9 protein-coding genes and 1 pseudogene are annotated in these 14,254 nt (G+C 40.1%); 7 read left to right on the top strand and 3 right to left on the bottom strand.

Features of this window, described 5'->3' with window-relative positions; translation table 11 throughout:
* Positions 1-151: 151 nt before the first annotated feature.
* Positions 152-1,480 (bottom strand): Y-family DNA polymerase, encoded by a 1,329-nt coding sequence (locus tag G9371_RS13185; RefSeq protein WP_029424733.1) that lies wholly within the window; start codon positions 1,478-1,480, stop codon positions 152-154.
* A 216-nt stretch (positions 1,481-1,696) separates the two neighbouring features.
* On the opposite strand from G9371_RS13185, the pseudogene G9371_RS13180 reads away from it, so the two are divergent.
* Positions 1,697-1,791: pseudogene (locus tag G9371_RS13180) on the top strand (hypothetical protein); the annotation flags it as partial.
* A gap of 21 nt (positions 1,792-1,812) precedes the next feature.
* Here G9371_RS13180 and G9371_RS13175 read toward each other — a convergent pair.
* Together G9371_RS13175 and G9371_RS13170 are read right to left on the bottom strand one after the other, a co-directional pair.
* Positions 1,813-2,823: an ABC transporter substrate-binding protein gene (locus tag G9371_RS13175; RefSeq protein ID WP_029424734.1), complete on the bottom strand. Its 1,011-nt coding sequence runs from the start codon at positions 2,821-2,823 to the stop codon at positions 1,813-1,815.
* Complete coding sequence (locus G9371_RS13170) at positions 2,824-3,414, bottom strand: ANTAR domain-containing response regulator (RefSeq protein WP_001125253.1); 591 nt, start codon at positions 3,412-3,414, stop codon at positions 2,824-2,826.
* A 384-nt stretch (positions 3,415-3,798) separates the two neighbouring features.
* Between G9371_RS13170 and G9371_RS13165 the strand changes: the two genes are divergently transcribed.
* The 6 genes from G9371_RS13165 to G9371_RS13140 all read left to right on the top strand — a co-directional run bounded on the left by G9371_RS13165 (position 3,799) and on the right by G9371_RS13140 (position 14,188).
* Positions 3,799-4,140: a hypothetical protein gene (locus G9371_RS13165; RefSeq protein ID WP_029424735.1), complete on the top strand. Its 342-nt coding sequence runs from the start codon at positions 3,799-3,801 to the stop codon at positions 4,138-4,140.
* A gap of 11 nt (positions 4,141-4,151) precedes the next feature.
* Positions 4,152-6,698 (top strand): nitrite reductase large subunit NirB, encoded by a 2,547-nt coding sequence (gene nirB, locus G9371_RS13160; RefSeq protein WP_000780171.1) that lies wholly within the window; start codon positions 4,152-4,154, stop codon positions 6,696-6,698.
* Between the two features lie 12 nt (positions 6,699-6,710).
* Positions 6,711-8,333, top strand: a complete 1,623-nt coding sequence (gene nirD, locus G9371_RS13155; RefSeq protein WP_001028490.1) for a nitrite reductase small subunit NirD — start codon at positions 6,711-6,713, stop codon at positions 8,331-8,333.
* 18 nt (positions 8,334-8,351) lie between these two features.
* Positions 8,352-11,132, top strand: coding sequence for a nitrate reductase (locus G9371_RS13150; RefSeq protein WP_029424736.1), 2,781 nt, complete (start codon positions 8,352-8,354; stop codon positions 11,130-11,132).
* Positions 11,129-11,758: a molybdenum cofactor guanylyltransferase gene (locus tag G9371_RS13145; RefSeq protein WP_001032653.1), complete on the top strand. Its 630-nt coding sequence runs from the start codon at positions 11,129-11,131 to the stop codon at positions 11,756-11,758. The genes G9371_RS13150 and G9371_RS13145 overlap by 4 nt, the downstream gene beginning before the upstream one ends.
* Before the next feature lie 150 nt (positions 11,759-11,908).
* Positions 11,909-14,188, top strand: coding sequence for a molybdopterin-dependent oxidoreductase (locus G9371_RS13140; protein WP_029424737.1), 2,280 nt, complete (start codon positions 11,909-11,911; stop codon positions 14,186-14,188).
* Positions 14,189-14,254 lie beyond the last annotated feature (66 nt).

The raw sequence follows: 14,254 nt of genomic DNA, 5'->3' as shown, positions 1-14,254 counted from the left end.
TTTTTTATAATTTCTTTTAATTGTCGCAGAAAGGGTACACCAAATTCGGCTTATATATTGTAAATTTTGCGACGAATTAGCAATGTTAAAAAATGACAAAATTTCAAGTAATTTAACGGAGCTTATTTTAAACCGAATTGACAAAAACAGTTCATGTATTTTGTGTAACGGTGGTATAAGCATCTTCAATCGTTAACATCTCATTCCAGCGTGTTAGGTAATTTTTTGAGCGATGACATTGTTTCATTTGCCAAGATGGATTACGTGAGTGATATCCAACTTGTAAATAGTGGCTACCAAAGCGCTTACGGACTGTACCTAAAGTTTCCATCAATTGTTGTCTTTGATGAATAAGTTCCAGAGGTTGCCATAAATCATCAATATGTTGCTGACGTGCGTGTAGACCACAAAATAATACTCCAATTTTTATATAACTTTTATTTTCTTTATATAAAACATCAATTTGCTGCATCGCTGCTTTAGTAAGTATGCATAAATCATCTGTTGCATAATGAAGACCAATTGCTTGAGATGTGGCTTTTTTATAGGGTGGTTTGTCGGTTTTTTCATAAAGCATAACTTGAACACAGGCACAAAGTTGTTCTTGTTTCATTAAACGGCGATGTGCCCGATTAAGGTGAAAGATAAGTGCTTGTTTAATAATCTCAATACTGGATAAAGCTTGAGCAAAACTTCGTGATGCTAAAATCCGTTTCGTTGGAATAGCTGGATCATCAAGTTGAATACAGGATTGGCCTTTTAGCTCACGAATAGTGCGTGCCATGACCACAGAAAATGCCTTTGCCATATGGTGTTCATTGGCAAAAGTTAAGTCTAGGCATGTGTACACCTCATAACTTTGTAGCTGTTTGACTAATTGATAGCCGATTCCCCATACCTCTTTGACTGATGTCTGTTGCATGAGGTCTTCCATAATTAATGGATCTAAGGTGATGAAATTACATACTCCTTTAAAACTTTTAATTTTCTTAGCATAGTGATTGGCAAGTTTAGCTTGTGTCTTTGAATATCCAATTCCAATGCAACAAGGTAAGCCTAACCATTTTAGGAGAGTGTTTCTCACTTTGTTGCAGTAGTCAGAGATATCGATAGATTGGAGGTAAGGGGTGAGATGAATAAAGCATTCATCTATAGAGTAGGCTTCTAAATCATCTGGAGAGAAAAACTCACCGAGAACAGCAAAAAAACGGCGGGACATCTCGGCATATAAAGTGTAGTTGCTTGAATAGACTTGAACGCCTGCTTGTAAAGCATCTTTTTCAATTTGGAACCAAGGTATTCCCATTTTTATTCCTAAAAGTTTTGCCTCTTCACTACGTGAGACCACACATCCATCGTTATTAGATAAAACAACTACAGGTTTATCATTGAGTTTAGGGTTGAAAAGACGCTCACAGCTGACATAGCAATTATTAATATCAACCAGTGCATAAACTTCACGGTGTGAGATATCTTTCATGATTTCATCCCCTTACTCATTAGCTAAAATCTGCATTTTGAATTTGTAACATAATCAAGTTAACAAAATTACGGGCTGATATCTAGGGGAGTTTCAGCTGTTCGTCGAAATTATAGGTGGGAGATAAAATCTATGAAATGTCAGTTATTGATATGGAAATGTCTGAAAATGATAAGTTTTAACTGGTTATGATCGGAAACATAAGAGCTATATTTAATGGATGAGTTGAGTCTTTTAAATGTAGTAATGCGTATAACGCATTTGTCTTATGGGTCTTTCAAGCTGTCTTTGTTAATAAAGACAGCTTTTTTTATAATGTGTTTAAGTATTTTTTAGAGTTTGGCTTGATTGTAGCAATCGAGATTAATGCATTGTGCACTCAGTTCTATGATTTGATCAGGGGCTAATTGAAGTTTTTCCCATTTTTGCATTTGCTGAAATAACCAATGGAAATCTTCAGGTTGTGGAGCCGCATTTTCTTTAACCAAGTGCTTTACAATATTTTGAATCATATAATATTTATCGACATGCACTTCTTCAGAACAGTGAAATCGGACAATCCCGAACTCGACCAATAACTTTAAGACAGGTGCAAAATCTTTTAAATTACTCAATTCTTTTTGAGCTTTCATAATTGCCGTTGTAAGGGCAACTAAGGTTTGAGGATGTTGTTCAGCCCATTCTTGAGTTACTGCGAGAACTTTATCTGCCACATTGGGAATAATGTCTTGACTTGAGCAGACGATTTTACTTAAGCCTAAAAGTTCTCCTTGAGTATTCCAAGGCTCTCCCACACAAAAACCATCAATCACATGGTTATCTAAAGCTTCGACCATATACGGTGGCGGAAGTGCTTTGAGTTTGAGCGTTTGAGCTATTCTAGAGTCTGCCAAAGCAAGCCATTCTCTTAAACAATAATGATGGATTGAATGTTTAAATACATGGGCTAGAGAAAGAGTATGATCTTGCTCAATGTATTGAGTAACTTTTTGGGCGGTAGTTTGTGCATTATCATTTTCTTTAATAGCCAGTTGATGAATTAATTTTTGGCTTAAGCTGATAAAAGCACGGTTTTTACTTAAAACGAGCGGGGTTTGCAGTGCAATACCAATTTGGTCTGCACCCATTGCTGCTGCAGGGAGCATCGCAGATAAACAATGTACAGCATCTAATAAACCAAAAGCTAAACGGTCGCGTAGACTTGCCCATGATGCTTCTTTGACTAAAGTAACTTCTAAATCGACTTCTTCGAAGAAACCTTGCTGCTTTGCCCAAAGTAAAGCGATGCAATCAAGTAAAGGAATATAGCCGAGTTGCAATTGAGTCTTTTCTAATTTGCTCATTTATTCATCCTTTAGTTGATCATTTAGTAATTTTTGAGCGTCAAGTAAACGCCGTGCCATTTCTCCAATCGTTATACGGTGACTCATGGCATTTTTTCTGAGTAATTGAAAAGCTGTGTCTTCAGGTAAGCCGTGCAGTTGCATGAGTAGCACTTTGGCCTTTTCAACATCTTTACGATCTGCCAGTTTGGTTTGAGCTTCTTTTAAGTCACCTTCGAGCTTTTTATGTTTTTTATATTGCTCAATTGAAATCTCTAAAATGGTATGTAAGCGAGCGGGGTCTATGCCATCTACAATATAAGCCGTTACGCCTGCATCTATAGCTTGTTTGATGGTGTCTTTATCTGAATTTTTAGTGAATAGAACAGTTGGTAGGTCATAGCTACTCACACAACTTTCAATAATGTCACGATGGGGATGATCCATATCGAGCAAGATGACATCGGCTTGTAAATCTTCAAGACGAAAAATATTTAAGTGGTCCAAAGTAAGGCAGGCAACCACTTCAAAGTCATTTTCAAGCAGACTATTTTTTATATAGTCGGCCCGCGCATGATCATCATCGATAAGAGCTATTTTGAGTTTTGGCATAAGTTCAGAAAATCAGGCTAAGAAAATGCGCCAATTCGACGCGTTTTTTGTTATCAATTTTTAAGCAAGATTAGTGCCATCCAAAATTAAACAAAAAAACAGGCATGAGTGGTCCTTTACTATGCTAATGCATTGTTTTGATCAATATTGGTGCAAAAAAGCGATTCATTTTGTGGCAAGACTTATTTTTGTTTAAACCATATAGACGAGCAGCAATAGTGCAGGGAAAATTAAATATTCTTTTTGGATAAAAATGGGTTTTATTTTAAGTATTTGAAAATAATAATAAAAAATTATTAATATTAATTTTAAAAAGAATTGGCATGCAAAATGCTTAGTTAATTACAGGTCGAAGACGACCATAAGTTTTAAAGACGGCCAACGATGTCCGTTCTGATCGAATTTGTGAGTGCAACTGTACACACAGAAAATTTACGTTCAGTCGGAGTGAAGGCTATGTCTTTATTTTTATTGCATAAAAAAGTTACATCTGAATTAACTAATTTTTCAGTTTCAGCGATGCGAGCCTTCCGTATGAGGGGGCTCGCTTTTTTTATTTGTTTTTATGACTTTGCTATGCATTGGGTGTCGTCAACGAGTGGAAAAAATGGGTTCCAAGCAGCTATACGCTTTGTGATGTTGATACGTTTCTCGGTAGAGCACAAGGCAAAACAACAATGTCTATTTGAGAACGCAAGTACGCAGCTTAAAAGCAACGTGATTTGAGGAGAAACACTATGAAATTGGTAATGATCGGTCATGGTATGGTGGGCCACAAATTCATCGAAGCCATTTTAGAAAAAGCAGATGATGAATTGGAAATCACAATTCTTGCAGAAGAACCTCGTATCGCATATGACCGCGTACATTTGACTGAATACTTCTCAGGGAAATCGGCAAAAGATTTATCTTTAGCACGCTTTGATTTTGCTGATGCGTATGGCATTGACCTGCGTTTAAATACTAAAGCAGTGGCGATTGATACAGCTGCACAAACCGTAACAACCAATCATGGTGATGTGATTAGCTATGACAAGTTGGTGCTGGCGACTGGTTCATATGCATTTGTTCCGCCAATTCCGGGTAATGACCGCGAGAACTGTTTTGTTTACCGTACCATTGAAGATCTAGATGCCATTCGTGCAGCAAGTTTAAAGGCTAAAACAGGCGTAGTAATTGGCGGTGGTTTACTTGGACTTGAGGCAGCCAAAGCATTACGTGATTTAGATTTAGAAACACACGTTGTTGAGTTTGCACCACGTTTGATGGCAGTTCAAATTGATGACTTAGGGGGCAAGGTTTTACGCCGTAAAATTGAAGATTTAGGTGTAAAAGTCCATACACAAAAAGCGACTCAGTCTATTGAGTCTGGGGTAAATACCACTCATGTGATGAAGTTTGCCGACGGTAGTGAACTCGAAACTGATGTGATCTTATTCTCTGCGGGGATCCGCCCACGGGATGAATTAGCGCGTAATAGCGGACTTGCGATTGGTGAGCGTGGCGGTATTGTAATTAATGATTATTGCCAAACATCAGATCAAAACATTTATGCCATTGGTGAATGTGCGCTTTGGCAAAATAAAATTTATGGCTTGGTTGCACCGGGCTATGACATGGCGCGTATTGCAGCAAAACACATTTTAGATGAAGAGTGTCATTGCTTCGCTGGCGCAGACATGAGCACCAAGTTGAAGTTGATGGGCGTTGATGTTGCTTCTGTTGGTGATGCACATGCCATGACCCCAGGTGCATTAAGCTATTTCTATGCAGATGAACATGCACTGGTTTATAAAAAGATTGTTGTAAATGCCGACAAAACCAAATTGCTTGGCGCGGTTTTAGTGGGTGATGCCAAAGAATACAACGACCTTTTACAAATGATGTTGAATGGTCTGGCTTTACCGGAAGTGCCTGAAAGTTTAATCATGCCGGGTTTTGAGCAATCAGCAGCAAAATCTGGTGGCAGCGGAGTCGATTTGCTGCCAGACAGCGCGACTATTTGTTCATGTAACAACGTATCAAAAGCAGACATCTGCCAAGCAATTAGCGATGGTTCGACCTCTTTAGGTGCATTAAAGAAATGCACCAAAGCAGCAACAGCATGTGGTGGTTGTGCACCATTAGTGACTCAAGTATTGAAGTCAGAGTTACAACGTCAAGGTGTGACTGTTAATAATCACATTTGCGAACACTTCCCGTACTCGCGTCAAGAGTTGTATCACTTGGTTCGTGTCAATGAAATCAAGACATTTGATGATTTAATTCATCAACATGGTCATGGTTTAGGTTGTGATATTTGTAAACCGGCGGCAGCAAATATTTTGGCATCTTGCTGGAATGATTTCGTACTTAAGCCAAGTCATGCAGGTCTGCAAGACAGTAACGACTACTACCTAGGTAACATTCAAAAAGATGGCTCTTACTCAATTGTACCGCGTATGGCAGGCGGGGAAGTCACTCCGGATGGCTTAATTGCGATTGGTCAAATTGCGAAGAAATATAACTTGTACACCAAAATTACTGGTGGTCAACGTGTTGATATGTTTGGTGCCCAAGTTCATGAACTTCCATTTATTTGGGAAGAGTTAAATGCTGCGGGTTTTGAGTCTGGTCATGCCTATGGTAAGTCGTTGCGTACAGTGAAATCTTGTGTAGGTAGCACTTGGTGCCGTTACGGGGTAGATAACTCGGTTGGTTTGGCGATTGAACTTGAAAACCGCTACAAAGGTTTGCGTTCACCACATAAATTGAAAATGGCAGTGTCTGGCTGTACACGTGAGTGTGCGGAAGCGCAAGGTAAAGATGTAGGCGTGATTGCCACTGAAAAGGGTTGGAACCTTTATGTATGTGGTAACGGTGGTATGAAACCGCGTCATGCAGAATTACTTGCATCTGACCTCGATAAAGAAACACTTATTCGTTATATCGACCGTTTCTTTATGTTCTACATTCAAACGGCAGACCGTTTACAACGTACCAGTGTATGGCGTGACAACATGGAAGGCGGTCTAGACTACCTTAAATCTGTGATCGTTGATGACTCTCTTGGTTTAGCTGCCGAGCTTGAGCGCCGTATGGAACACATTATTGGTACATATCAAGATGAATGGCGTACAGCTGTCGAAAACCCTGAGGTGCGTAAACGCTTCCAAACGTATATCAACGCAGGAGCAAATGAACAGGCCGATCCACACATTCAATTTACAACTGAACGTGGTCAAATCCGTCCATTAACCGAAGCTGAACGTTCAGAAGACCGTATTCCAATGGTTGAAGCATAAAGGAGAGTTTCTATGAATATTGTACAAGACAAAAATATGCTTCCTGATGATCAATGGATTGACGTTTGTGCCCTCGATGATTTAACCCCCAACACTGGTGCAGGAGCGCTAGTGGGCGGTCAAGCGGTTGCAATCTTCCGTGTGGGGCATGAAAAACGTGTTTATGTACTGAGCAATAAAGATCCATTTAGCCAAGCGAATGTGATGAGTCGTGGGATTATTGGTGATTTACAAGGCGAACGCGTCGTTGCATCACCAATTTATAAACAACATTTCAGTTTAGCTACGGGCCGTTGTTTAGAAGATAAAGACCAAAAATTAGCGGTTTATCCGAGCAAAATTGTTGATGGCCGTGTTTGGGTCAACGCGGTGCCGCAAAAAACTTATATTACCAATACAGGTGTATCACAAGACAAACTTAGACTGGTGCTGATCGGAAATGGTTTGGCAGGGATGCGTTGTCTGGAAGATTTACTTGATATGGCACCAGACCGTTATGAAGTTACGGTGATTGGTGAAGAACCATGGGGTAACTATAACCGTATTATGTTGTCTCCGGTTTTATCGGGTGAAAAAACCATTGAAGACATTATGTTGCATCCACCGAAGTGGTACGACGATAAAGGCATTAAATTTATTGCTGGTGATAAAGCCGTAAAAATTGATCGTCCGCGTAAAGTGGTTTACACCGAAAAAGGCCAGACAGTTGATTATGACCGTTTGATTCTGGCAACAGGCTCGGCACCATTTATTCCACCAGTTCAAGGTGTTGACCTAAAAGGGGTGTTAACTTTCCGTGATATTTATGACGTTAACACCATGATTGAATACTGTGGTTCAAAAAATAATGCAGTCGTGATTGGTGGCGGTTTGCTGGGTTTAGAAGCTGCCTATGGATTAAAGCAACGTGGTATGAATGTCACAGTTCTACATTTGATGGACCGTATTATGGAACGTCAACTTGATGGGCGTGCGAGTCAATTACTTCGTCATAGCATTGAGCAAAAAGGCATTCAAATCATTACCGAAGCCAATACCGAAGCGTTAATCGGTGATGAAAACGGTCATGTTAAACAAATCCGTTTGAAAGATGGCACAGTGTTAGATGCTGACCTTGTGGTGTTTGCTGTAGGTATCCGTCCGAATATTGCTTTGGCGCAAAGTGCAGGATTACGTTGTAACCGTGGTGTATTGGTGAATGACACCATGCAAACATTTGACCCAAGTATTTATGCCGTGGGTGAGTGTATCGAACACCGTGGTCAAACTTTCGGTTTGGTTGAACCACTGTGGGGCCAAGCTTTTATTTGCGCGACCCATTTAGCAGAGCACGGCAGCTTAACTTTTAAAGCGCCAACCGTACCGACTCAGTTAAAAGTCAGTGGTGTCGATGTATTCTCTGCGGGCAATTTTGAACCGAAAGATGATTATGAAGACATTATTTTAAACGATGAAAAACGCCAGATTTATAAACGCATTATCATTCAAAACGATCGGGTAATCGGTGCAGTACTGTTCGGTGATACTGAAGATGGCATGTGGTATGCAGAGTTAATTGCAGATCAAACTCCTGTTTCTTCATTTAGAAATAAGCTGCTATTTGGTCGAGATTTTGCATTAAAAAATGCAGGCTAAATAGGGAAAGGAGCAGTTATGAATAGTATTCCAAGCGTTGAAATCGATAGCTCCGACCATGTTGCAAAAACAACTAAAACAACATGTCCATATTGCGGTGTAGGTTGTGGTGTTAGTGTAAACGTTCAACAAAAACCGCAAGGACCTGTGGTGCAAGTTGAGGGGGATGCTGAGCATCCTTCCAACTTCGGGCGCTTATGTATTAAAGGTAGCCGACTTGCGGATACTTTGGGGTTAGAAACACGTCTACTTCAACCGATGTTTGGTCGTAAGCCACATCGGACTGTAACGACATGGGATGCAGCAATCAATAAAATTGCCGATAAATTCCAGTCTTGTATCGATCAATATGGTCGTGACAGCATTGCATTTTATGTTTCAGGTCAGCTTTTGACTGAAGACTATTATGTGGTGAACAAGTTTGTAAAAGGCTATTTGGGCACTGCAAATATCGATACCAACTCACGTCTTTGCATGTCATCTGCAGTGGCAGGTCACAAACGTAGTTTCGGTGAAGATATTGTGCCTGCAAGTTATGAAGATTTTGAACATGCAGATATGGTGGTTTTGGTTGGTTCCAATACCGCATGGTGCCATCCTGTGCTGTATCAGCGGATTATGCAGGCTAAAAGCCACAATCCAGATATGTTTGTTGTGGTGATTGACCCACGTTTTACCAGTACTTGTGAGCAAGCGGATTTACATTTACCGATTTTACCGGGCCAAGATGTCGCATTGTTCAACGGTCTATTCCAATATTTATATCAAAATGGTCATGCCGATCAGGCTTTTGTGGATGCCTATACTGAAGGTTTGCAAGAGGTTTTGGCAAGTAGTCAGCAAGAAACGGATATTGCCTATGTTGCCAAACGCAGTGGTATTTCTTTAGACAAATTACAGCAGTTCTTTGAGAAATTTGCGCAGACTGAAAAGGTAATCACGCTATTTTCAATGGGTGTGAATCAATCAAGTCAGGGCGTGAATAAAGCTAACAGCATTATTAACTGTCACTTACTAACAGGCAAAATTGGAAAGCTCGGCGCTGCACCATTTTCAATGACAGGCCAGCCCAATGCTATGGGGGGCCGAGAAGTGGGTGGCTTAGCTAATATGCTGGCTGCCCATATGGATTTGGATAATCCCTTGCACCAAAAACTAGTGCAAACCTTTTGGAACAGCCCATTTATTGCAACTCAAGCTGGCTTAAAAGCAGTTGATTTGTTCCGTGCTGTTGAAGCTGGAAAAATTAAAGCCATCTGGATTATGGCAACCAATCCAGTGGTAAGTTTACCAGATGCCGATCAGGTGAAACGTGCTTTAGAGAAATGCGAATTGGTCGTTGTGTCAGATATCTGTGCCGATACGGATACTACGGCTTACGCCGATATTTTGCTTCCAGCTTTAGGTTGGGGTGAAAAAGACGGAACCGTTACTAACTCTGAGCGTCGTATTTCACGTCAACGTGCTTTTTTACCTGCGCCGGGTGAAGCAAAAGCGGATTGGTGGTCAGTGAGTCAAGTTGCGAAAAAATTAGGCTTTAAAGGTTTTGACTTTAATAGTGCTGTTGATATTTTTAATGAACATGCTGCTTTGTCAGCACAAGATAATGCGGACATTGAAGCACGTGAGCAAACTGATACGTTCCGTTATTTCAACTTAAAAGGTTTAATGAGCCTAAGTACTGCTGAGTACGACGCTCTACAACCAGTGCAATGGCCAGTATGGGATAAAAACCAAGACGCTAAAGCTGTTCAACAACTGTTTGGCAAGGGCCAGTTTAGTCACAAAAACACCAAGGCAAAACTAATTCCGACTGTTGCAACTAATCCGGTACATGCAATTTCAGAAGATTATCCGCTCATTTTGAACACGGGGCGTATTCGTGATCAATGGCATACCATGACCCGTACTGGTTTGTCGCCAAATTTAACTAGTCATCGTGCTGAACCATTCTGTGAGATTCATCCAAGTGATGCATTGAAGTTTGGTGTGCGTGATCAAGGCTTGGTAGAAGTTCGTTCGAAATGGGGCAGTTGTGTACTGCGCGTGACATTCTCATCAGGTGTCCGTCGTGGGCAAATTTTTGCACCGATTCACTGGACTGAACAGGTCGCATCCGACGCGCGTATTGGTAAAGTCGTGAATCCAGAAGTTGATGCAATTTCAGGTGAGCCCGAGTTCAAACATACGCCTGTAACCATTCAGCCGTTCTATACCACTTGGCAAGGCGTGCTCTATATTCGTGAAGGATACGATTCGCACATTCAAGAATCGCTACATCACTGTGCATGGTGGACTAAAGTCAAAATGGTGAAAACCAATCGCTATGAACTTGCAGACCGCCAAACTTTTCATGATACTCAAAAGAATCTGAAAAGCTTTTTGCCATTTGCTGATGAAACCTTTGAATGGTTAAGCATAGAAGATATTTCTTCACAACTGAGCCATAGTATTATTTTGAAAGATGGCATTGTAATTGCAAGTCTATATATTGCACCGCCAGATTTATTGCCAGACCGTGACTGGGTAGCAAGTCTGTTTAAACGAGAACGTTTGAGCGCCTTGCACCGTAAAGCTTTACTAGCAGGTATGCCAATGTCGGCTACCAATAATGATGGGCCTTTGGTGTGTAGTTGTTTTAAAGTAGGTAAGAATAAAATTATCGAAGCAATAAAAACACAAAACATTACCCATGAAAAACAGGTCACTGCTTGTTTAAAAGCTGGTGGCAATTGTGGATCATGTTTACCTGAAATCCGTGGCTTAATTAAAGCTTGCCAGCAAGAGGTAGAAGTGTGAATAAGGGATATCCCATAACTGATCTGGTCATTCTGGCGGGTGGACAAGCCCGCCGTATGAATGGTTTAAATAAGCTGTTGCAGCAATTCGATGGCGATACGCAACTTCTTAAGATTCACCAAAAGCTAAAATCTTCAGTATCTGAAATTTGGGTGAATAGTCATCGAGACTATTCAATCTATCAAAGTATTGTGCCCGATATTAAATGTTTTCAAGATGATGCTTCCGGTTTTTTCGGCCCGCTTATGGGGATGAAAAGTGCATGGTCACATGTAAAGGCAGATTATGTTTTGTTTATTCCTTGTGATGTGACCTACATACCTACACAAGTCGTTGCGAAATTACACAGCGCTCTTCGGAAAAATAAACAGGCTCAGGCAGCTTACGTTTCAATTAACGGAGATGCTTTATACCCATTTTGTTTGTTAAAACGTGAAAGTTTAGAGGTTCTAGAGCAGCAAATTGATAAGCAACAATTGAGTTTAAAAAATTGCTTTAAACTTTTACATGCACAAGTAGCCATTTTTCAAAAGCAGAACTTATTTTTCCATAGCATTAATTCTTTAGATGAACTTCAACAATACAAACAAATTAAAGCATTTAAAGAGATTTTTTCGACAAATTAGAACTTCAATCATATCGATTTAAAATTTACATTGATAATCTGAAATCATTTTTTAAATTTTGAGTTATTGACTGTTTAGAATTTAAGTTCTATTTTGGAACTTGTTATTTTCATTCTAGCCAGATGTATAAAAATAAACGGAGCCAGAAAAATGATGGACGCAGCTGCAGCTCAGCAAAGTAAAACAGATGTGACCGCATGTATTTTATGTTCAAGAAACTGCGGTTTGAGCGTAGAAATTAAAGATAACCAATTTGTCAAAATTAAAGGTAATCCTGAGCATCCATTTTCTCAAGGTTACATTTGCCAAAAAGCCGCAAGATTACAGCATTATCAGAAACATGCAGACCGTTTGACCGCACCTTTAAAACGCCAACCAGATGGCTCGTTTCAAGAAATTAGTTGGGATGTGGCGATACAAGAAATTGCCAATCAATTGGTTCAGATTAGAGATAAATTTGGCGGCACTGCTTTTGCTTCGGTTGGGGGCGGTGGACAGGGTAACCACCTCGGTGCAGCTTATGGCCGACAACTTTTATTGGCTATGAAAAGTTATTATGCATATAACTCACTTGCCCAAGAAAAAACAGGTGATTTCTGGCTCAATGGCCGCCTGTTCGGTAGTCAGGCTTGCCATACTACAGAAGATGTTGAACATGCAGATTACGTACTTTTTATTGGAACGAACCCGTTTCAGGCACATGGTATTCCCAACGCACGAGACACGCTAAAACATATTAAGAAAGATCCGAACCGAACCATGGTGGTGTTCGACCCGCGTGTTACTGAAACGGCAAAACAAGCAGACATTCACGTGCAGCTAAAACCGGGAACAGATGCTTTTTTAATGTCGGCCATGATTGCAATCATTATTAAAGAAAAGCTTTATGATGCAGCGTTTATTGAGCAGCATACACATGGGTTTGAAGAAGTAAAAGCTGCATTTAACCATGTCCCGATTGAAGACTATATTGCTAAAGCTGATGTACCTGTCGATTTGATTTATCAGGTTGTTCGAGATTTTGCCAAGGCAAAAAGAGGCTGTGTACGTATCGATTTAGGTATTCAACATACTTTGAATACAACATTAAATGGTTATTTAGAAAAGCTTTTATACTTGCTGACAGGGAACTTTGGAAAACAGGGTACCAATAATTTGCATACCATGTTTATTCCAATTTTGACCGATACGGATGAAAGAAAACCAAAATATCGACGTAGCGTTTATCATAAAATGTTCCCGATTTCCGGGTTTTTCCCACCTAATATTTTACCCGATGAAATCCTTAAAGCAGGGGAAAAGCGAATTCGTGCTGTGTTTGTAGATAGTTGTAATCCACTATTAACTTACCCTGACACACCTGCCTTTGAGGAAGCCTTCAAAGCCTTAGATTTGCTGGTGGTAGTTGATGTTGCGATGACAGAAACCGCGAGACTCGCCGACTATATTTTGCCTGCTCATACTCAGTTTGAAAAATGGGAATTTACTGGTTTTAACTTGGAATTTCCTAAGAATGGTTTTCACCTGCGTCATCCCGTATTGGCTGCTCAAGCAAACACTTTACCGGAAGCCGAAATTTATACTCGATTACTGGAAGCTATGAATGCTATTCCGAAGAATTTTCCAATTTTAGAAAAAATAGCTGCGGTCGACTCGAAAAAAACAGCCTACTTACCCTACTTGTCGGCGCTAGGACTTACCTTAGCACGACATAAAAAATATATCCCTTTTGCTGCCTCTATCATTTATCGAACTCTTGGCAAACGACTTGGCAATTCTGCAGATTCAGTTGCTTTTTTATTGCCGCTATCTATTCAATATGCTGTTTTACATACCAAAGCAGTACGCCGTGCAGGTTATAAAGGTAATCCGTTAACACAAGGTGTCAAACTATTTGAGCAGATATTAAAGCAACGTTCAGGTATGGTTTTATCGCAACATGAATATGACGAAGTCTGGAAACTGGTAGCTTATAAAGATAAGAAAATACGTCTTGCAATTCCCGAGATGTTAAGTGAACTCGCAAGCTTGAAAAGCCATAACGTTAATGTTGAAGAGTTTCCTTTCATCCTTTTGTCAGGTGAACGCCGTAGTTACAACGCTAACCAGATTTACCGTGACCCTGCTTGGCGAAAAGTAGATGCAGAAGGTGCACTGCGTATTCATCCTGAAGATGCAAGACACTTAAATGTGGATGCAGGGGGGCAGCTTAAATGTATCTCAGCGCATGGAGAAATTCAGGTAGCTATTGAGTTGGATGATGGGATGAGAAGAGGTGTCGTATCACTTCCACATGGCTATGGTATGCGATTTCAAAATGGTGAACCAATTGGACCACAATTAAACTTACTTATTTCTGCTGAACATTGTGATCCATTGTCGAAAACGCCATACCATAAATATGTACCCATCCGTTTAGAAAAGTGTTAGAAATAGAATCAAGTAAAACATAGATTTTACCGCGCTAACTCGAGATTTATTTTTAAATCGTTCTTG

Origin of the sequence: Acinetobacter sp. EKM10A, assembly GCF_011075215.1 — a bacterium.
Lineage (GTDB): Bacteria > Pseudomonadota > Gammaproteobacteria > Pseudomonadales > Moraxellaceae > Acinetobacter > Acinetobacter baumannii.
The sequence above is the reverse complement of the archived record's forward strand: the minus strand, read 5'-3'. Positions and strand labels throughout refer to the sequence as shown.

Coding starts and splice junctions, on each gene's coding strand:
- nirB (WP_000780171.1), top strand. CDS start 4,152: ATGAAATTGGTAATGATCGGTCATGGTATGGTGGGCCACAAATTCATC.
- G9371_RS13175 (WP_029424734.1), bottom strand. CDS start 2,823: ATGAGCAAATTAGAAAAGACTCAATTGCAACTCGGCTATATTCCTTTA.
- G9371_RS13170 (WP_001125253.1), bottom strand. CDS start 3,414: ATGCCAAAACTCAAAATAGCTCTTATCGATGATGATCATGCGCGGGCC.
- nirD (WP_001028490.1), top strand. CDS start 6,711: ATGAATATTGTACAAGACAAAAATATGCTTCCTGATGATCAATGGATT.
- G9371_RS13140 (WP_029424737.1), top strand. CDS start 11,909: ATGATGGACGCAGCTGCAGCTCAGCAAAGTAAAACAGATGTGACCGCA.
- G9371_RS13150 (WP_029424736.1), top strand. CDS start 8,352: ATGAATAGTATTCCAAGCGTTGAAATCGATAGCTCCGACCATGTTGCA.
- G9371_RS13165 (WP_029424735.1), top strand. CDS start 3,799: ATGTCCGTTCTGATCGAATTTGTGAGTGCAACTGTACACACAGAAAAT.
- G9371_RS13185 (WP_029424733.1), bottom strand. CDS start 1,480: ATGAAAGATATCTCACACCGTGAAGTTTATGCACTGGTTGATATTAAT.